Origin of the sequence: Mesorhizobium sp. M0778 (genome assembly GCF_040320105.1) — a bacterium.
Lineage (GTDB): Bacteria > Pseudomonadota > Alphaproteobacteria > Rhizobiales > Rhizobiaceae > Mesorhizobium.
Map to the genome: position 1 here is coordinate 27,420 of NZ_JAMYPA010000008.1, position 19,154 is coordinate 46,573.

Sequence of the window (19,154 nt, forward strand, 5' to 3'; positions counted from 1 at the left end):
CAGCCCGACGCCGCGGCAAATCCCGCGGCGTCGGCGCTCGACATCCTGATTGCCAAGCGCCTGGGGAGGGCCGATGGACGGTGCGGTTCCGCTCTTCCGCATGGAAGGCATATCCAAGCGCTATGGCGGCGTGCGGGCGCTGGAAAAGGCCGAGCTGTCGGTCACTCCAGGCAGCATCCACGCCATTCTCGGCGAGAACGGCGCCGGCAAATCGACGCTGATCAAGGTCATGGCGGGGGTCGTCGCGCCCGACGAAGGCCGCATGATGCTGGACGGAAGCGAAGTGACCTTCGCTTCGCCGGCCGCCGCCAACCAGGCCGGCATCGTGTGCATCTTCCAGGAACTGTCGCTCGTCCCCGAACTCAGCGTGGCTGACAACATCGCCATTTCCGATCCGCCCAAGCGTTTCGGCATGATCGACCGCAAGGCACAGCGCCGCGTTGCGGAAGAAGCCCTGGCTCGCGCCGGCGCCTCCGATATCCATCCACTGGCGCTGGTCAAGGATCTTCCTCTTTCAAGAAGGCAGATGGTCGAGATCGCCAAGGCACTGGCGCGCAAGCCACGCATCCTGATCCTCGACGAGGCGACCTCGGCTCTGACCGCCGCCGACGTCGCCAGGGTTTTTGCCGTGTTGAAGCGGTTGCGTTCGGAAGGGCTGGCGCTGCTCTACATATCGCACCGCATGAACGAGATCGCCGAGCTGGCCGACCAGTGCACGGTGTTCCGCAATGGCCGCAATGTCGCCAGCTATGCGGCCGGCACCAAGAGCGACAATGAGGTCGTGGAACTGATGATCGGGCGCGAATACAGCCACATCTTTCCGCCCAAGCCCGCGCGGGCGGCTGCTGCAGTTACGCCGGTTCTCGAGGCGCGCAGCCTGTCATGGACGGATCGGCTGCACGATGTCTCGCTGTCGGTCGGGGCGGGCGAGGTGGTTGGGCTTGGCGGCCTCGACGGCCAAGGCCAGCGCGAATTGCTGCTCGCCTTCTTCGGCGTGCTACGCGGCCTGTCAGGCCAGATCCTGATCGACGGCAGGCCGGTGGCGATCGCCAGCCCGGCCGCCGCGCGCGATGACCGGATCGGCATGGCGCTGATCCCGGAGGACCGCAAGACCGAAGGCTTGATGCTGCCGATGACGGTGCGCGAAAACCTCTCCTTCGCCGCCCTTGACCGGCTGTCCAGGGCCGGCATCATCGATCGCGCCGCCGAGCAGCGGCTGATCGACGACATGGTCGGTCTTCTGGCGATCAAGACGGCCGGCCTCGACATTCCGGTCGGCGCGCTGTCCGGCGGCAACCAGCAGAAGGTCGTCATCGCCAAATGGCTGATGCGGCAGCCGCGCATCATCCTGCTCAACGATCCGACACGCGGCATCGATGTCGGGACCAAGCAGGAGCTTTACCAATTGATGCGCAAGCTTGCCGACGGCGGCGCGGCAATCCTGTTCTATTCGACCGACTATGACGAGCTGATCGGCTGCTGCGACCGGGTGCTGGTGCTCTATGACGGCGCGGTAAAGCGTGAACTGGTCGGCGCCGAAATCACTGAGCGGGCGCTGATCGCCAGCGCGCTCAACATTCACGAAGAGATGCCAAAGCAAGGAGCGGACGCGTGAAGGATTGGCGCTACTGGCTTGCCGAACAGCGCGGAACGCTGCTGGCGTTCGGCATCTTCGTCGTCATGTTCGTCATCTACACCTCGAACCATCCGGCGGGCTTCACCGCCAACGTCGTACAGACGGCTTCGAACAAGGGCGTGCTGCTCGCCTTCGTCGCCATGGCGCAGACGCTGGTGGTGATCACCGCCGGCATCGACCTCTCCGTCGGCATGATCTTCACGCTGACCAACTGCCTGGCGTCGTGGCTGGTCGTCGGCACCGGCATCGAGACCGCCTTCGGCGTCATCGCCGTGCTCGGCACCGGGCTGCTGTGCGGGGCAATCAACGGCGCCATCGTTATCTATGGGCGCCTGCAGCCGATCGTCGCCACCATCGCCACCGGCGCGGTCTATTTCGGCATCGCGCTGCTGCTGCGGCCGTTTCCGGGCGGCTCGGTCAATGAGGGGCTCGCCGACGCGCTGACCGGGCGCCTGTTTGGTATTGTGCCGGCGAGCCTGGTGGCGCTGGTGGCGGTCGTGCTTGTCGTCTGGGTGCCGTTCAGCCGGTCGGTGCTCGGCCGCGCCGCTTATGCAGCCGGCTCCTCGGAGATGGCGGCCTACATGTCCGGCGTGCCGATCCGGCGTGGAAAGTTCGCCGCCTATGCGCTTGCCGGGCTGCTTGCCGCGATCGGCGGGCTGTTCCTGACGTTCTTCACCTATACCGGCGATGCGGCCTATGCGAGCGGCAACGCCTATACGCTGTTTTCAATCGCCGCGGTCGTGCTTGGCGGCGTGTCGCTGTTCGGCGGCAAGGGCAGCGCCATCGGCGCGATCTTCGGCGCGCTTGCCTTCCGCACCATCGGCGACCTGCTGTTCGTCTTCGATTTCGATCCGCTCTGGCAGCCTCTGTTCCAGGGCGTCATCCTGCTGATCGCGGTCAGCCTCGGCGCCTTCGCCCTGTTCCGGGTCCGCAACCGGCTGGAGTGGTTCCTGTGAGCGAAACGACTGTGAGTGGTCTCGCCGGCCGCATGCCGAAATTCCTCCGCCGCGCCGACCCGGCGGTGCTGACGGCGTTCGCTTGTATCGTGCTGCTGCTTTTCCTCGGCAGCCTCTATTCGCGCAGCTTCCTGTCGCCTGAATACCTGTTGCAGCAGCTCAAGGTGGCCTCGTTTCTCGGCATCATCGCCACCGGCATGATGCTGGTCATCCTGCTCGGCCAGATCGACCTGTCGGTGCCATGGTCGGTGGCGGTCGGCGCAATGATGGCCTGTGCCGCAGCCGCGTACGGCCCTGTCGGCGTGGTGCTTGCCATTCCGTTCGGCATCTTCTGCGGTGTCCTGATCGGCATCGTCAACGGCATTGGCGTCGCCTATCTGCGCATTCCCTCGATGATCATCACGCTCGCCACCAACGCGGTCGCGCAGGGGCTGATGGTGGTCTATACGGGCGGTTTCTCGCCGCAGGATTCGGCAACCGGTGCGATGCGCTATCTGGCGACCGGCTTTGCCGTTCCTGGCGTGCCGAACGCAGTTCTCATCTGGGCGCTGATCGGCGCCGCAATGGTGTTCGTGCTGACCCGCACCGGCTTCGGCCGCACTGTCTACGGCATCGGCAACCGCGAGCGTGCCGCCTATCTTTCCGGCATCGACACACGGCGCGTGGTGATGATCGCCTTTGCGGTTTCGGGCGGGCTCTCGGCCTTCGGCGGCGTGCTGTTGGCCGGCTATGCCTCCAAGGCGGCACAGTCGATGGGCGATGCCTATCTGCTGCCGTCGATCGCTGCCGTGGTGCTCGGCGGCACCTCGATCCTCGGCGGACGGGGCTCGTATCTCGGTACCGTCGCCGGCGTCATCCTGATCACGCTCCTGCAATCCATCCTTTCCGTCATGCAGATGCCGGAGGCGGGGCGGCAGATCATCTACGGCGTCGTCATCGTCGCCATGCTGCTGCTCTATGGCCGCGCGCCGGCAAGCCGCTGACCTGCATGACCGGGAACGACGTGTCATATAAGCCGGCGAGCACTGTTCGAACGATACCCGCCATCGTGGTGATGGGCGTTGCCGGCTGCGGCAAGTCGGTCGTCGGCGAAGCGCTTGCAGCGGCATTGGGCGCCCTCTTTATCGAAGGCGACAGGCTGCATCCGCCCGAAAACGTCGCGCGCATGGCGAGCGGACAACCGCTTACCGACGCGCTGCGCGCAGGCTGGCTCGACGCGATCGGCCAGCGCATGGCCGCGTCGATCGCAAGCGGGCAACGTGTGGTCGCCGCCTGCTCGGCGCTGAAGCGCAGCTATCGCGATCGCCTGCGCGGCTTTTGCCCGGATATCGTTTTCGTCTATTTGGAGATCGACCCGGCAACGGCGATGCGGCGCGTCGGCAATCGCAAGGGCCACTTCATGCCGGCAAGCCTGGTCGACAGCCAGTTCGCCACGCTGGAGGCGCCAGCGACGGACGAGGCGGCAATAACCTTGGATGGCACGCGTCCGGTCGCCGACATCGTCGCGACTGCCTTGAGCTTGCTGGCACGCTAGTTTAGCGCCTCGTTCAGTCCTGCAACTTTCGAGATTGGCTGTCATCCCTGGATTTCGCCAATCACAATGGTGAAGAGCGTAGAACTCGACGCGTGTGCTTGCATCGCTCTATGCCTCATCGCCATCGTCGAGCAAGCGGGTGGCGCGCCAGCGGGTGAGCACGATGTTGGTCTGTTCGATGACGAAGAAGCGCGCGGAATCGCGGTCATAGCCTTCGGCCAGCAGCTTTTCGTAGTCGGTGTGCATATGGCGGATGTGGGCTATTGTCGCCAGCCATACGGCAATGCTCGGTGGCAAGGTCTTCATATGCACGGCGCCGGCATCGGCACGGATCTTTTCCATGTCGGCATAGGGCGCCAGCGGCAGGAGCGCTGTCAGTGCCTTGGCGATGGCGCGGCGGCGGCCGGTCGGGGCGCTCACTGCTCATCCGATCTGGGTGACTCGTCCCGCCCGGCCATGGTCGCCTCGGCGAAGGCATCGGTCGAAGCGAAATAGGGCTTGATGTCGATGACCGGCGTGCCGTCGAGCACGTCGATGGCGTCGAGATCGATGCGGCCGATATCGATGTCGACGGCAACCAGCCTGGCTACATGCAGCCCAATTGGGTTCGGCCGGGCAGGGGAGCGCAGTGAAAAGACGCCCTTCGGTTCAACTGCATGGCGGGGTTTCTGGACAATCAGTTGCCGCGGCGCATGGTGCAGCCAGGACAGGATGATCACGTGGCTGGCGCGTTCCAGCCCAAGCAGGCCATCCCGGTAGAGCGGGTCGATGACCAAGTGCGCCGGCTGTCCTGTCTCCCGCGCGGCCCTCATGTTTTTGGGGCAGGTTTCCCGTGTCGTCCAAGGCGAAGCGATGCGGCCGATGAAGACGACACGGCCATCCAGCGGCATCGTTTCCGGGTCGGTTTCCAGAAGCTTTTCGCCGCTGCGCGTTTCGAACATGGTTCTCGCCTCGATGCTTCCGGCTTTGCGCGATCCGCCACGCATGCGTCATTTTCTTGTCCGGAAGCGACATAGCGCTTGCAAGCCTATCAAAATCGACATAAACATATGTTTATATCTTTTCAAAGAGAATGCTCGCATGCATGTCGCTCTCGACACGATGGTAGATACATTGAAGGCGGCAGCCGAATCCAGCCGGCTGCGTATACTGGCGCTGCTGTCGCGCGGCGATCTGACCGTTTCCGATCTCACCGAAATCCTCGGCCAGTCGCAGCCGCGCGTCTCGCGCCACTTGAAATTGCTGCTGGAGGCCGGGTTGATCGGCCGCTACCAGGAGGGTTCGTGGGCCTTCTTCCGGCTTTCGGATTCCGACTCCTCGCGCGATTTCGTGCTCAGGCTGGTCTCCGGCATCCGCGGCGCCGATCCGCAGGTCGAGCGTGATCTCGAACGGCTGGCCGCGGTCAAGCGCAAGCGGCAGGACCGGGCTGCCGAATATTTCTCGGTCAACGCCGCAAGCTGGGACCACATCCGCTCGCTGCACGTGCCGGACCGCGCGGTCGAAGCAGCACTCGTCAAGCTCGTCGGCAAGCGGCCGTTCCAGTCGATGCTCGATCTCGGCACCGGCACCGGACGGCTGCTCGAGATATTTTCGCCGCTCTATCGGCGCGGTGTCGGCATCGACATGTCGCGCGAGATGCTGACGGTGGCGCGCGCCAATCTCGACAAGGCCGGCGTTTCGAATGCGCAGGTGCGGCAGGGCGACATTTTTGCGCCGCCGGTCGAACGCGACGCCTTCGATCTCGTTACCATCCATCAGGTGCTGCATTATCTCGACGATCCTGCCCGCGCCATCCGCGAGGCGGCGCGGCTGTTGCGCCCGGCCGGCCGGCTGGTGATCGTCGATTTCGCGCCGCACACGCTGGAGTTCTTGCGCGACGAGCACGCGCATTTGCGTCTCGGCTTCTCCGACCGGCAAATCGGCGACTGGTTTTCCGAGGCTGGCCTCGATCTCGAGGACAGCCAGGAATTCGAGCCGCGCGGCGGCAACGAGGCCAAGCTCACCGTCAAACTCTGGCTCGGCCGCGATCGGCGCATGCTGATTGCCGAGCCTTCCAACGACAGACAACCGGCCAATGCGTATCCGATAGGGGAAACCGCCTGATGAACCAGTTCCGCTTCTCCCGCCGCCCCGACATCGGCGACAAGGTCAGGGTTTCGTTCGAGTTCTTTCCGCCGAAAAACGACGAGATGGAAGCAAGGCTGTGGGATACGGTCACCCGGCTGGAGCCGCTCAAGCCCAAATTCGTCTCCGTCACTTATGGCGCCGGTGGTTCGACCCGCGAGCGCACGGCCCGCACCGTCAAGCGCATCCTCAACGAAACGACGCTGACGCCGGCGGCGCACATGACTTGCGTCGATGCGGCGCGTCACGAGGTCGATGCGGTGATCCGAGAGTTCGCCGATATGGGCGTCAAGCGTTTCGTCGCCCTGCGCGGCGATCCGGCCGAGGGCGTCGGCGCGGCCTACCGGCCGCATCCGGAAGGCTATGCCAATGGCGCCGAGCTGGTCGACGCGTTGAAGGGCGCCGGCGATTTCGACATATCGGTCTCGGCCTATCCGGAAAAGCATCCGGAAAGCCCGGATTTCGCCACCGACTTCGACATGCTGAAGCGCAAGGCCGACAATGGAGCGACGCGGGCGATCACCCAGTTCTTCTTCGACAACGATCTTTATGAACGCTATGTCGAGCGGGCACGGCGGGCCGGCATCTACATACCGATCGTGCCGGGCATATTGCCGGTCCACAATTTCACCCAGGTCGCCAACTTCTCGGCGCGTTGCGGCGCCTTGGTGCCGGCATGGCTGGCCGAGCGCTTCGATGGGCTGCAGAACGACCCGCAAACGCATGCGCTGGTGGCGTCCGCGGTTGCGGCCGAGCAGGTGCTGGACCTTGTCGAGCGCGGCGTCGGCGATTTCCACTTCTACACGATGAACCGGGCCGATCTGGTCTTTGCCATCTGCCACATGATCGGCATCAGGTCGCACGAAGTCGAGGCAGCTGGATCGGCCGCGGCGTAATGCGAAATGTCAAAGATCGGGGGAATGCAAAAGGCCGGGCAAAATGCCCGGCCCTTTCAATGGTTGTAGTATTCGGTGCTGGTCTTCCCCCGCTTAGCGGCCTTATGGAAGGACGCCCATAATGAGGGCGCCGATGAATGCAAACGCAGCACAAATCATCAATGCGTTGATCGGCCTCGTCAGTCCCATGTCATAGCCTCCTCTTAAAGAGCTATGGCGAGAGTCTAGGGTCATTTGTGCCACAGGCAAGCAGAAACTTTGCTGCAATGCGACGAGATTGTGGAATTTGCGACCTGCCGTTTGCCGTTAGGCATTGAAACTCTTTGTCAAAAGCCGGCTCGGGACCTGTGAATAATCTGTGGCAAAGCCGGGGCAGTAACGAGAATGGCAGCGCTACCGCTCCAGAAATCGGATTCGATTTTCGGACCGACTGAAGGTTCGGAGCGTCAGAGCGTCCTTTGCATGTCCAACCGGGTGCTGCACGCCATACGAATGCGATGGGGCAACCAGCAGCGCGTTGTGAGGATAGCCGGGACTTGCATATCCTGCCAATTGGCAGTATATTGTCTGCCAAGTGATGGAGGTTGGAATGAGTGTCGCTTATGCGGTTCGCGATCCTGCAAATCAGGCTTTGCCGGCAAATCTGGCGGATGCATCGGCACGGGCGCGGCTCACGCCAGCGGCTGTTGCCGGCATCGTCAGGCTCGCAGACATCTGGCATCTGACCAGCACCGAGATCTGCACCTTGATCGGCGACTTATCGGAGAGAACCTGGTTCCGTATGAAGAAAGGCGAGTGGGAGGGCGTTCTCTCCCAGGATTCGCTGACACGCATCAGCGCCCTGATCGGCATCTTCAAGGGACTGCGGCTTCTGTTTTCCGAAGCGCTTGCCGATGAATGGGTGCGGTTGCCGAACAAAGGACCTCTGTATGGTGGCCGGCGCCCCCTGGACGTGATGATCGAGGGCGGCATTCCGAAGCTGCTGCAGGTTCGCCAACACATCGACGCTTTGCGTGGCGGACTTTGAATGCAGATGCCGCCGCGCGCTGACATTTCCCAGCGCGACACGATCCGGCTGATTTCGACAGGCAGGCTCAAGGAGCCGGTCCTGATGCCGTTGGCCAGGAATCATGGAGATCTGGAGGACCTTGCGGAGCTTGAAGGAGCCACCAGCGGCCGTCTTCAGGCGCAGCAAGGGGGATTGCCCGACCTCGATCCGCGCGAACTGGTTTTCGGGAGGCCGGGCTACACCTTCATCAATGCGGCGTTCGCTTACACCCGTCCGGGCGGCAATCGTTTCAACGATGATGCCAGGGGCGTCTGGTACTGTGCGTTCGATGCGGAAACCGCGCTCGGCGAGGTCTCGTTTCATCTGACGCGCGAACTTGCCGCGATCGAACGGTTCGAAAACGTCACCGACTATGCGGAGCTCGTTGCCGACTTCATAGGCTCGTTTCACGATCTGCGCGGCGCTGAGTTCAGCAAGGACCCGGTGCTCGATCCGGATACAGCCTTAGCCTATCCTGCCGGTCAGGCGCTGGCGAAGCAACTCCGCAAGCAAGACCCCGCGACCGGTTTTGTCTATCCTTCCGTGAGACATGTTGGCGGGACCTGCCTTGCCGCCTTCCATCCAGATCTCGTTCAGAATCTCCGGCAAGGCGGTATCTGGCGTCTGGAATGGCAGGGTTCATCTGTTCCGGCGATCACGCCCATATAGCGCCATCTCTAACGCCGCCCGAACAGGCGACCGTCGATGGTGACGAGGCCAAGCGCAATCAGCGCCATGCCGCCCAATTCGAACAGTTCGAGCCGCTCGCCCAGGAACAGGAAGCCGAGCAGGATGGCACTGGCCGGCACGATGAGCGTGACCAGCGAGGCGTTGGTGGCGCCGGCCGAGGCGACAAGGTTGAAATAGAGGATATAGGCGAACGCGGTCGACAGCAGCGCCAGCGCCAGCACCGCCGCCCAGACCGGCGGCGAAGCCGAAAACAGATTGGCGGTCCCGTAGGTGAACAGAACGACCGGGATCATGATGATGGTCGAGCAAGTCAATTGTCCGGTGGCAATGACCGGTGACGGCACACCCTTGAAGCGGCGGGCAATCATCAGCGCAATCGCATAGGATAGTGACGCTCCGATGAGCGCGAATTTCGCCCAGACCGGGCCGCCGAGCCCGGCGACGAGGCCGGGACCGATCATCACCGCCGTTCCCGCGATACCGAGGGCGATGCCGGCAAGCTTGTTCCAGGACAGCTTTTCGTCGCTGGTCAGGGCGTTGGCGAGGATCAGCGTCCAGAACGGCGTCGTCGAATTGAGCACCGAGGCGACGCCGGCGCCAAGCTCGGTCTGGCCGGCAAAGATCAGCGAGAAAGGGATGACATTGTTGGCGAGCGCCAGCAGGAAGAACAGGCCGGCATGCGGCAAAGCGAGGCGAAAGGATGGGCCGCGAACCGCAAGATAGAGCTGAAGTGCCGCCGCCGCGATGGTGACGCGGAACAGCACCAGCACCAGCGGAGGAAGTTCCGCCACCGCAATGCGGGCAAAGAAGAACGAACCGCCCCAGATGGCGCCGAGCAGCAGAAGCTGCGCCCAGTCCTTGAGCACCATCGGCCCGCGCATCGTGGTGGTGGCAGCTATCGCCATTGGTCGTCCTCCCAGACGAGATGCCTTGCTCTTCAGGCGTCTGTTCACGCCATACCCGATCCGGCCGCAAGGGCCACCCGAAACCTGAGCGATGGCCTAGCTCGCCCATAACCGGCGTACAGAAAGGCGTAGCGCCGCGAAGCCGGGGCGGCGAGACATAGAATTGTTTTCATTAGCCGCTAGCTTGGATTAATTGTGCGCAGCCTCAGTCAAGGGATTCGTCCATGCAGCGATTCGAAAATGCCCGCGAGGCAGCGCTGGCGCTGCGCCCGGACGATCCGATCTATTGCTTCCGCCCGCAGGTGCTGAAGGCGGACGCCAAACAGTTCATGGGCATGTTTCCCGGCAAGACCGCCTATGCGGTCAAGACCAATGGCGAGCAGATCGTGCTCAACGCACTGGTCGAGGCCGGCGTCAGCGCCTTCGATGTGGCCTCGCCCGGCGAATTCGCTGCCGTGCGCGCCGTCTCGCCGGACGCCGAGATGCTCTACATGCACCCGGTCAAGGCGCAGTCGGACATCAGGCTGGCGCTGGAAAAGTACGCCATTCGCGTCATTTCGCTCGACCATGAGGACGAAATCACCAAGCTGACCAGGGTGGTGCGGGCGCTCGACATCGATCCGGGCGCGATCACCGTGTTCGTGCGCATCCAGACGAAAGGCTCGGCGGCCTACGAACTGTCGAAGAAGTTCGGCGCCGGACCGGCCAATGCGGTGGAACTCGCCGAACGGCTGAACCGGACCGGCTACAAGGTCGGGCTGTGCTTTCATGTCGGCAGCCAGATCGAGGATCCCGACACCTATGAGCGGGCGCTGGCCTCCGCCGACTGGGTGCGCAACCGCGTCGGTTTCGACATTGCCGGGCTCGATGTCGGCGGCGGCTTTCCGGCCGAATATGGCCATGACCCGAACAGCCGCAAACCGGAAATGCCGTCGCTCGGCCAGATCATGTCGCGGTTATCGGGCGACCTCCAGGAGTACCAATTCGACCAGATGCCGCTGGTGGCCGAGCCCGGCCGAGTGATCGTGGCGCGCTGCCTGTCGCTGATCGTGCGCGTGCTGCTGCGCAAGGGCAAAAGGCTTTACATCAATGACGGCATCTGGGCGTCGCTGTCGGATTCATGGACCGGCAAGATCACGCTGCCGGCACGCTTCATCCCCGATCCGGCGATCCGCTCGCGCAATGGCGAGGACAAGACCATCGTGCCGTTCAAGGTCTGTGGCGCGACCTGCGATTCCGTCGACATATTGTCGCGGCCGTTCTGGCTGCCCGAAACCGTCGATACCGGCGATTGGATCGAGATCGGCCATATCGGCGCCTATTCGTTGTCGCTCCGAACACGGTTCAACGGCTTCTATCCCGACACTTTCGTCGAGGTGGCGACGCCATTCGACGAAGGCGATGCCCCGCAGGGGTTTGCCAGCCTGGAGACGATGGCGGATTAGTTGATGGTGAATAGCGAATAGTGAATAGTGAATGGAAGTAGTTCTTGCGTTCCGTCCGCTCCGGTGAATCGTCACCATTCACCATTCACCATTCACCATTCACCATTCACCATTCACCATTCACCATTCACCCGCGTCAGGCTACTCCGCCGCCGGCCTGGATGTTCTCGCCGGTCAGCCAGCGAGCTTCGTCCGAAGCCAGGAAAACCGCGACATCGGCGACGTCGCGCGGCGCTCCGATCCGGCCGAAGGGCGACATGCCGGCGGCCACGGCCCGGTCCCGCTCCGGAAGCAGGTCGGTGTCGGTGAAGCCTGGCGAAAGCGCATTCACGGTAACGGCGCGCGGGCCGAGTTCGCGCGAGAGGACGCGGACGAACTGCACGACGGCTCCCTTACTGCCGAGATAAAGCGCCGTGTGCGTGAAGAACATCTTCGTTCCACCGGTGGAGACGGCAATGATGCGGCCACCGTCGCGAACGCGGCGCGCCGCTTCCTGAAGCGTGAAGAAGGTGCCCTTGGCATTGGCCCCGAACACATGATCGAAGTCCGCTTCGGTGGCCTCGACGAGCGGCTTTATGACGGCGACGCCGACATTGGCTACGACGATGTCAATCGGCCCCATCTGCCGTTCGGTTTCGTCGAACAACTTGCGAATGTCGGGGATGCTGGAGACGTCCGCCTGGATGGCGACGGCTTTTCCGCCAATCCCTTCAATGGCGGCAACGACTTCCCTGGCTGCTTTCTCGTTGCCGACATAGTTGACGACTACGGCAGCACCCTTGGCCGCGAGCCCCTCGGCGATGGCGCGTCCGATGCCGCGCGAGCTGCCGGTCACAAGTGCGGTCTTGCCTTCGAGTGGACGATGCATGGCTGTTCCTTCGTCTGGCTACGGCCGCCTCGATCGAGCGGCGTTCCGGGGAAAAGCTAGGGGCATGCTATTGCTCAGAGAATAGCCTATTATCTAACTGACTTGTTAAGCCTGAGGTACATAATGCGAGGAAGCGAGTTTTCCGAACTCACGGCATTTGCAGCAATCATCGAAGAGGGAAGCTTTGTCCGCGCCGCGGCCAAGCTCAGGATTTCGCCTCCAGCACTCAGCCAGACGATACGTGGGCTGGAAGAGCGTCTCGGTATCCGCCTGCTTAACCGCACCACGCGCAGCATGTCGCCGACCGCTGAGGGCGAGAAGCTGTTTGCCCGCATCGCACCGGCATTCGGCGAACTGGAAGGCGCCGTCGCGGACGCGCATGCATCACGCGGCCGGCCAGCAGGCTCGCTGCGCATCAATGTTCCGCGCATCGCCGCCACGCGTTTCATCGCGCCGATCCTCGGCGATTTCCGCCGCGCCTATCCCGATATCGCCCTCACAATCATTGTCGACGACATGCTCACCGACATCGTCGAGGGCCGCTTCGATGCTGGAATCAGACTGGGTGAGCGGCTGCACAAGGATATGGTGGCTGTGAAGCTCAGCGAGGAGCTCGAGATGGCTGCAGTGGCGGCGCCGAGGTATCTGCAGCATCACCCGATACCCCGTCACCCCGCGGACCTGCATCAGCACCAGTGCATCAATTTCCAGTGGCCGAGCGGCGGCAATCTCTACCGGTGGGAGTTCGCCCGAGGCCAACGTGCCCTGGAAGTGGCCGTCAGCGGTGGCCTGACGGTCAACGATACGGACCTGATGATCGGGGCGGTTCTGGATGGGGTCGGCGTGGCGTACATGCTGGAATACCAGGTCCGGCCGTGGATCGAAGCGGGAAAGCTCATCCGCTTTCTCGAAGCCTGGTCGCCGAGATTTCCGGGTTTTTATCTATATCACGCAAGTTCCCGGCAGGTTCCCGCGCCGCTGCGAGCCTTCATCGATTTCTTGCTTGCCAGGCGGTGATGTGAATAGTGAATAGTGAATAGTAGTAGCTCTGGTGTTCAGTGCGGCTCGGGTGCTATTCTTTTCACCATTCACCATTCACCATTCACCGCCCTCACAGCCTCGCCAGCAGCTCGAGCGTCGGCCAGCCGTCGACCGGCAGGCCCAGCCGCATCTGCTCCTTGCGGATCGCCTCGCGGGTGTTGGTGCCTAGGATGCCGTCGACGGTACCGACGTCATAACCTTTCGCCTCGAGCTTGGTCTGCAGCGCCTTCATCTCGTCGCCGTTGAGGCCGGGTTCCGGGTTGCGCGGATCGAATCGCGGCGCGCCCCCCAGCCGGGCGGCAAGATTTGCCGCGGTCAGGGCATAGGTGAAGGATTGGTTCCACTCGAGATAGACGTCGAAATTGTCGTAGGTCAGGAAGGCTGGCCCCTTGCGACCCATGGGCAGCGCCAGGCCGGCCTTCAGGCCGTTGTCGAGAAGCGGCGTGCCGTCTGGCCTGGTAACGCCCCACTGGGTCCATTGCATCAACGGCAGCTTGTTGGTGCGTCCCGTCTGCTCCCACGGCAAATCGTCGGGCACACGGACTTCCTCGATCCAGGGCTGGTCGCGCTTCCAGCCGCGCGACTGGATCTTGCTGGCCGTGCTCATGATCACATCAGGCGCGCTGCCGCGCAGGTCGACCAGGCCATTGCCGTCGCCGTCCACGCCGTGGCCGAGATAGTCGGAAGGCAACATCTGCGTCTGGCCGATCTCGCCGGCCCAGGCACCGGTCACGTCGGCCGGCACCACGCCGCGATCGATCAGCATCAGCAGCGGCACGATCTGCGGCCGGAACAACTGCGGGCGGCGGCAGTCATGCGAGAGGCTGACTAGTGCGTTCAGTGTGTGGAAATCGCCTTGCACGGCGCCAAAATCGGTTTCCAGGGCCCAGAAAGCAGCGATGACCGGCGCCTGCACGCCGAATTCGCGATCGGCGCGGGCAAAGATCTCGGCATATTTTTGCAGATTGGCCGCGCCTTGCTTCAGTCGATGCGACGAGATCATGCGGTTCGAGAATTCGATGAAGGTCTGGGTGAAGACGCCCTGGGCGCGGTCGCGTGCCAGCGCCTTCTCATCGAGGGTGGCGTTTTCCAGCGCATCAAGGCCGGCAGCGCCGACGCCGGCCGCCCTGGCCTCCGCCGCCACGCCCTGCTTCCATGCCTCGAAATCGCCGCCGCATTGCTGTGCCGCGGCCGGCACGGCGGTCAGGAGCAGCGCCGCGAGAATTCCAAAGCGCGATCGCATCGCCATCCTTCCGAGAAGATTACCAGCGGTTGCGGGTATTCGTCATTGGCTGTGTCGAAAAGCAGGCGGCAGGCCTGGTGTCAACGGGTGTTCTGCCGCAACCACTTCTTCCAGGCGGCTTCGGAGCCGTTGAAGACGTTGATGTCGGCGTTTCCGGCCATGCCCGGCACGACGCCCGTTCCGGTATACTGCCAGAAGGTGAATGGATGGCTGCCGTATTTCTGGCGCGGGTGCCCGGCGACGGAGCGCAGCCAGTAGGGGTAGCCCCGGAAACCCGATAGACCATTATCTTCGAAGAAGTCGACCGACGTGTAGATGATCGGCTTCTTGCCGTAGTGTTTTTCGACGATTTTGAGGAATGTGCTCATCTCGCTGCGTACCGTGGCGGAATCTGGCCGCAGCTTGCAGGTCGGCGATTTCGGGTTCCATTCCATGTCGAGAACGGGCGGCATCGCCGAACTGTCTTTGGGCACGTTCTGGATGAACCAGCGCGCCTGGGTAGCGGCCGGCGTGCAAAAGTAGAAGAAATGATAGGCGGCACGGGGGATACCCGAGGCCTTCGTGCGGCTCCAATGCTCGTTGAAAGCTTCATCGAACCGGTCTCCGCCTTCGGTAGCCTTGATAAAGGCAAAGGAGATGCCGCTGGCCCTGGCCGCCGGCCAGTCGATCGATGTCTGGTATTTGGAGACGTCGGTGCCGTGGACGGCGTAGCTCCACGGTGCGCCGCTATCCCATTCATGCGGGTCGGAATCGGCAAAACGGGGCGCGCGTACCGCAACCGTCGGGGCGCTGGGCGACGACAGCGATGGCGTCAGATCATCGACCGTCGAGCAGGCACCAAGCAGCATCAGCGTGATGAGGACCGCGAAACGGCGCATCGCTACTTCCCGAGCCGGTTTCAGCCGGCCGCTGATGGGTCTTTCCGCGGGTGGCCCCTCGACCGGGCGCGACGCGTTTGAAACTGACTTACGCGAAGCGCCTGGATCTTCGTTTCATGCATTCCCAAACCGTTGCGCAGTTTGGGACACATGCATGCAAGCCCAGCCGGACGATCACCCCACAGAATCGCCCAGTCCCTCGTGATCGCCGATCATGGTTGATATTCGGTTGACGGCGCTCGACAAGAGCCGCGATTTTGCCGAAACAATGGCGGCAAATCGATGACATAGATCGCGCTCAGGGGGAATTCGAAAAAAATGCAGATCCTTCTGAAGTTCGTCAAATGGCTGCTGGGCCTGGCTGTGCTGGCCGCCGCGACACTCGCCGGCTGGCTGTATTTCGCGCCGCCGGAACTGATCCGCGTCGGTTCCGGCTATTCGGCCAAGATCGTCTGTTCGAACGTCTTCATCGCAGGACGAGACGCCGACGACGTGCTCGCCGTCGATGTGCAGGCGCCGGGCCATCCGCTGCTGAAGCTGATGAGAGTGTCGGTGGACAAGGAGGAGGGAACGGTTTCGGCGGGCCTGTTCGGCGTGCTCGGCAAGAGTGTCGCGGTCGCCCGCGACGGGCTCGGCTGCGCCTCGGTTCCCGACAGCGATATTGCCGCCGCCAAGGCTGTCGCGGGAGTTGCACCGACGCCGGCGCCGCTGCCCGATGCGATCTGGCCGGAGGGCGACAAGGCCGATGCCTCGCAGAATCCCGAGGTCACGGCAATCCTCGACGATCAGGCATTGACCGGTGCTGGCATGCGGGCGGTGGTGGTGGTCAAGAACGGCCGCATCGTCGCAGAGCGCTATGGCGACGGCTTTTCCGAAAAGACCCCGCTACTGGGCTGGTCAATGACCAAGACGGTGAATGCGGCGATCGTCGGCACGCTGATGAAGGACGGCAAGCTGGCGATCACCAACCAGGGCCTGTTTCGACCCTGGCAAGCAGATGGCCGTGCCGTGATCAGCCTCGCCGACATGATGGCAATGTCGAGCGGACTGGAATTCAACGAGGATTATGGCGACGTCGCCGATGTGACGCGCATGCTCTATCTCGAACCGGACATGGCGGGCTTTGCCGGATCCAAGCCGCTGACCGGCGAGGTCGGCAAGGTGTTTTCCTATTCGAGCGGCACGGCGGTGATGCTGTCCCGATTGTGGCAGGACGCGATCGGCGACAAGGACAAGGCGCTGGCGTGGCCGAGGATCGCGCTGTTCGATCCGCTCGGCATGCGGAGCGCGGTGCTAGAGGCCGACGAGCACGGCACCTTCGTCGGCTCGTCCTATCTCTATGCCACGGCACGCGACTGGGCGCGCTTCGGCCAATTCCTGCTGCAGGGTGGCGTCTGGAACGGCAAGGCGATCCTGCCCGCCGGCTTCGTCGACTGGATGCGGGAACCGGCAACTGCCTCGAAGGTCTACGGCAAGGGACAATTATGGATCGAAGGGCCAGGCGACGAGGAAAGTCCCGGCGCCGGGACTGCGGCAGGCCTGCCCGGGGACAGCTATTGGATGGAGGGGCATGACGGGCAAACGGTTGCCATCATTCCCTCCGAGCAGCTGGTTGTGGTGCGGCTCGGCCTGACGCCGGCCAGGCTCGGCTACCGGCCGCAGGTAATGGTGGCGGCGCTGGTCAAGGCGCTGCATTAGGCTGTATCGATATTCAGGTGATACCGGCCTGCAAACGGCGGTTTCCTGCGCTTCCGGCCTTCGCCGGCCAAAGCACTCATGAGCGGTCGTGGCAGTTAAGGCTACGGCCGGCGTAGGCCGGTGCTCACGTACCCAAAAGTACGCCCCGCGCCGGTTCTCGGAGCCCACCGTTTTCGACTCGGCCTGACCTGAATCTCAACACACCCTGGCTATCGACCTAGGCCGATCACAGCGAGCCACGCATAGCCGCGATAAAGCGTTTGGAAACGGAAGCTTGCACCGGTTCTTGCAGATTCCGAATCCAGAACCGCGCGCAGCGATTGACGTGGCTCGACATGGAATTTTTTCAGCCAGCCGCGCAGCAGCGTGCGGAACCAGCGGGGCAGGGCCTCCTGCTGGCCGAAATCGACGATATGCAGCGAGCCGCCAGATGACAGGGCAGCAAGAGCCGCGGATACCGTCTTCTCCCAGCCGGGGATCATCGACAGCGAATACGAGACAAAGACGCGGTCGAAATTTTCGACGCCGAACAGCGCCTTTGCGTCGAAATCCGTGGCATCGCCGCGCGCCAGCGTGACGCGGCCGGAGAGGCCTTCGCGGGCAAGGGCGGCGGTGGCCGTCTCCAGCATCTCGGCCGAAACATCGAGGCCGAAGAAGCGCGCGCCGGGATAGCGGCGGGCGGCAAGGATGATGTTGCGGCCGGTGCCGCAGCCGAGCTCGAGCACGGTGCCGCCGGCCGGCACATCCAGGCCGGCGATAAGCCGGTCGCGACCGAGCAAATAATATTTGCGGGTCAGGTCGTAGATATGACGCTGCCAGCGGTAAACGCCGTCCATCAGCTCGGCATGGCTGGCCGGCAACTCGGTCGTGCTCATGCGCCCTGCTTCACGTAGAGATGAAAGCCGCCATAGATCGCCGAGCGGTCGCGCGCCGAAAACTCGCGCGAGGCGTCGTTCTCGTAGCGCCACTGGTCGAGCAGCGAATTCGAGACGCGGCCGGGCAGCAGGCTGGGTTCCGCTGCGGTGCGGAAGATGACGCGGGCGCCGGTGGAGGCGGTTCGGGTGATCTCGGCCCACAACCCGTTGAGCTGGTCGTCGGTCATCCAGTCCTGTGCATCGAGCAGCACGAAGCGATCCACCGAGCCCGCATCCTTGCCGGCAAGGAACTCGATCAGATTGGCGTGGTGGATGGCCACGCGATCGACATTGTTGCGGATCGTCTGGTAGTTGCGCTTTTCGAGATAGGCGGGCAGGGCGGCCTCGCCGGGATTGGGATAGCGGCGGGCAAAAGCCTGCCAGGCGAAATAGTTGGTCTTCAGCGGAAAATCGCAGGCGAGCTTTTCCAGCCGCGCCTTGAGCACGCTGGCCATGGTGCCGTCACCCGAGGTGATCAGCGAATCGTACTGGGCCGGCGGAATGCCGAGGCCGAACAGCGAAGCTTTTCGCGAAGTCGCCCATTTCAGCAGCGGTTTTTCGAAGACCGGCGCCAGCTCTTCGTCGAAGAAGCGGCGCTGATCGGCGATGCTCTTGGCGTCCATGATGTCGGCCGGGTCGACGCCGAAGAATTTTGCGGTGCGATGGCCCATGGCGATGAACAGGCCAAGCAGGCCGGTCTGGTAGAAATTGCGGTCGAAGACAGCGATGCGGCGACGGCCGCGCCAGCTGCGGCGCTCCCAATAATGGCGGCTGACCGGGTCGAGATGCGGTGCGATGAAGCGGTCGTAGGCCTGCGAATTGTGCCCGGTCTCAGCCGCGCCGAAGAAACGGAACAGGTCGCCCTGCGACGGCAGGTGACGGACGGCTTCGAGCTTCATACGGTTCAGCGCGATATGGGCGGTGTTGAGGTCGACGGCATCGATCCTTTCCGGCGACCGGGTGAGATAGGCGAGGATGTTGCAGCCGCCCGAGGCAATGGTGACGATGCGGTGACCCTTGCCGAGCTGCATCGCGTCCATGTCGATTTCGGGGTCTTCCCAGATCTGCGGGTAGACAAGGCCGGAGAACAGGAAGGCGAACAAGCGCTCGGAGATGCCGGCTTTCGACAGCGGGCGGTTCTGGTAGACGGCTTTGCCAACTTCCTTGCCGCGGCGAAAAACCAGTTCTCCAGAAATGTCCGTCATGGCAAGGCGATTCCCCGTTTGCTTTGCCGCAAGCGGGTAGCGCAGGGTCATGACAGGCCGGTGACAGCCTGTT

At 63.2% G+C, this 19,154-nt stretch carries 19 protein-coding genes; 11 read left to right on the top strand and 8 right to left on the bottom strand.

Annotation, left to right across the window (positions count from 1 at the left end):
• Window positions 1–73 precede the first annotated feature (73 nt).
• Genes NKI22_RS13380 through NKI22_RS13395 form a run of 4 tightly spaced genes read left to right on the top strand, consistent with a single transcriptional unit; the run spans window position 74 to window position 4,126 of the window.
• Window positions 74–1,615: a sugar ABC transporter ATP-binding protein gene (locus tag NKI22_RS13380; protein WP_352851095.1), complete on the top strand. Its 1,542-nt coding sequence runs from the start codon at window positions 74–76 to the stop codon at window positions 1,613–1,615.
• Entirely contained in the window at window positions 1,612–2,592 is a 981-nt protein-coding gene (locus NKI22_RS13385) for an ABC transporter permease (protein WP_023721232.1), read from the top strand. Before NKI22_RS13380 ends, NKI22_RS13385 begins: the two co-directional genes overlap by 4 nt.
• The gene (locus NKI22_RS13390; RefSeq protein ID WP_352815700.1) at window positions 2,589–3,575 is read left to right on the top strand and encodes an ABC transporter permease; all 987 of its coding nucleotides are present in this window, start codon (window positions 2,589–2,591) and stop codon (window positions 3,573–3,575) included. Before NKI22_RS13385 ends, NKI22_RS13390 begins: the two co-directional genes overlap by 4 nt.
• A 5-nt stretch (window positions 3,576–3,580) precedes the next feature.
• Entirely contained in the window at window positions 3,581–4,126 is a 546-nt protein-coding gene (locus tag NKI22_RS13395) for a gluconokinase (RefSeq protein ID WP_352495780.1), read from the top strand.
• Between the two features lie 108 nt (window positions 4,127–4,234).
• Here the strand turns inward: NKI22_RS13395 and NKI22_RS13400 are convergent, their stop codons facing one another.
• A complete protein-coding gene (locus NKI22_RS13400; RefSeq protein WP_352481556.1) occupies window positions 4,235–4,546 on the bottom strand; it encodes a DUF2293 domain-containing protein in 312 nt (103 codons plus the stop codon).
• Entirely contained in the window at window positions 4,543–5,067 is a 525-nt protein-coding gene (gene tsaA / locus NKI22_RS13405; RefSeq protein WP_352815702.1) for a tRNA (N6-threonylcarbamoyladenosine(37)-N6)-methyltransferase TrmO, read from the bottom strand. The genes NKI22_RS13400 and tsaA overlap by 4 nt, the downstream gene beginning before the upstream one ends.
• Window positions 5,068–5,206: 139 nt before the next feature.
• Between tsaA and NKI22_RS13410 the strand changes: the two genes are divergently transcribed.
• The 4 genes from NKI22_RS13410 (at window position 5,207) to NKI22_RS13425 (ending at window position 8,863) form a co-directional block, all read left to right on the top strand.
• Window positions 5,207–6,229 (top strand): ArsR/SmtB family transcription factor, encoded by a 1,023-nt coding sequence (locus NKI22_RS13410; protein ID WP_352481554.1) that lies wholly within the window; start codon window positions 5,207–5,209, stop codon window positions 6,227–6,229.
• Window positions 6,229–7,146, top strand: coding sequence for a methylenetetrahydrofolate reductase [NAD(P)H] (gene metF / locus NKI22_RS13415; protein ID WP_023676795.1), 918 nt, complete (start codon window positions 6,229–6,231; stop codon window positions 7,144–7,146). Before NKI22_RS13410 ends, metF begins: the two co-directional genes overlap by 1 nt.
• A gap of 589 nt (window positions 7,147–7,735) precedes the next feature.
• Window positions 7,736–8,173 (top strand): antitoxin Xre/MbcA/ParS toxin-binding domain-containing protein, encoded by a 438-nt coding sequence (locus NKI22_RS13420; RefSeq protein ID WP_352815704.1) that lies wholly within the window; start codon window positions 7,736–7,738, stop codon window positions 8,171–8,173.
• Window positions 8,174–8,257: 84 nt separating this feature from the next.
• Window positions 8,258–8,863, top strand: coding sequence for an RES family NAD+ phosphorylase (locus tag NKI22_RS13425; RefSeq protein WP_352937448.1), 606 nt, complete (start codon window positions 8,258–8,260; stop codon window positions 8,861–8,863).
• Window positions 8,864–8,871: 8 nt separating this feature from the next.
• Here NKI22_RS13425 and NKI22_RS13430 read toward each other — a convergent pair whose 3' ends face one another.
• Window positions 8,872–9,789, bottom strand: coding sequence for a DMT family transporter (locus tag NKI22_RS13430; RefSeq protein ID WP_352589850.1), 918 nt, complete (start codon window positions 9,787–9,789; stop codon window positions 8,872–8,874).
• A gap of 224 nt (window positions 9,790–10,013) precedes the next feature.
• Between NKI22_RS13430 and NKI22_RS13435 the strand changes: the two genes are divergently transcribed.
• The gene (locus NKI22_RS13435) at window positions 10,014–11,234 is read left to right on the top strand and encodes an alanine racemase (RefSeq protein WP_023721223.1); all 1,221 of its coding nucleotides are present in this window, start codon (window positions 10,014–10,016) and stop codon (window positions 11,232–11,234) included.
• Between the two features lie 136 nt (window positions 11,235–11,370).
• Here NKI22_RS13435 and NKI22_RS13440 read toward each other — a convergent pair whose 3' ends face one another.
• Complete coding sequence (locus NKI22_RS13440) at window positions 11,371–12,102, bottom strand: SDR family oxidoreductase (protein WP_352815710.1); 732 nt, start codon at window positions 12,100–12,102, stop codon at window positions 11,371–11,373.
• A gap of 123 nt (window positions 12,103–12,225) precedes the next feature.
• On the opposite strand from NKI22_RS13440, the gene NKI22_RS13445 reads away from it, so the two are divergent.
• Window positions 12,226–13,119, top strand: a complete 894-nt coding sequence (locus NKI22_RS13445; RefSeq protein ID WP_352481552.1) for a LysR family transcriptional regulator — start codon at window positions 12,226–12,228, stop codon at window positions 13,117–13,119.
• A gap of 94 nt (window positions 13,120–13,213) precedes the next feature.
• Here the strand turns inward: NKI22_RS13445 and NKI22_RS13450 are convergent, their stop codons facing one another.
• Window positions 13,214–14,386: a lytic murein transglycosylase gene (locus NKI22_RS13450; protein ID WP_352481551.1), complete on the bottom strand. Its 1,173-nt coding sequence runs from the start codon at window positions 14,384–14,386 to the stop codon at window positions 13,214–13,216.
• A gap of 80 nt (window positions 14,387–14,466) precedes the next feature.
• Window positions 14,467–15,264, bottom strand: a complete 798-nt coding sequence (locus tag NKI22_RS13455) for a glycoside hydrolase family 25 protein (RefSeq protein ID WP_352815712.1) — start codon at window positions 15,262–15,264, stop codon at window positions 14,467–14,469.
• 318 nt (window positions 15,265–15,582) lie between these two features.
• Between NKI22_RS13455 and NKI22_RS13460 the strand changes: the two genes are divergently transcribed.
• Window positions 15,583–16,962, top strand: coding sequence for a serine hydrolase domain-containing protein (locus tag NKI22_RS13460; protein ID WP_352815713.1), 1,380 nt, complete (start codon window positions 15,583–15,585; stop codon window positions 16,960–16,962).
• Between the two features lie 209 nt (window positions 16,963–17,171).
• Here NKI22_RS13460 and NKI22_RS13465 read toward each other — a convergent pair whose 3' ends face one another.
• A complete protein-coding gene (locus NKI22_RS13465) occupies window positions 17,172–17,837 on the bottom strand; it encodes a class I SAM-dependent methyltransferase (protein WP_352815715.1) in 666 nt (221 codons plus the stop codon).
• Window positions 17,834–19,132, bottom strand: coding sequence for a BtaA family protein (locus NKI22_RS13470; RefSeq protein WP_352851088.1), 1,299 nt, complete (start codon window positions 19,130–19,132; stop codon window positions 17,834–17,836). Before NKI22_RS13470 ends, NKI22_RS13465 begins: the two co-directional genes overlap by 4 nt.
• Window positions 19,133–19,154 lie beyond the last annotated feature (22 nt).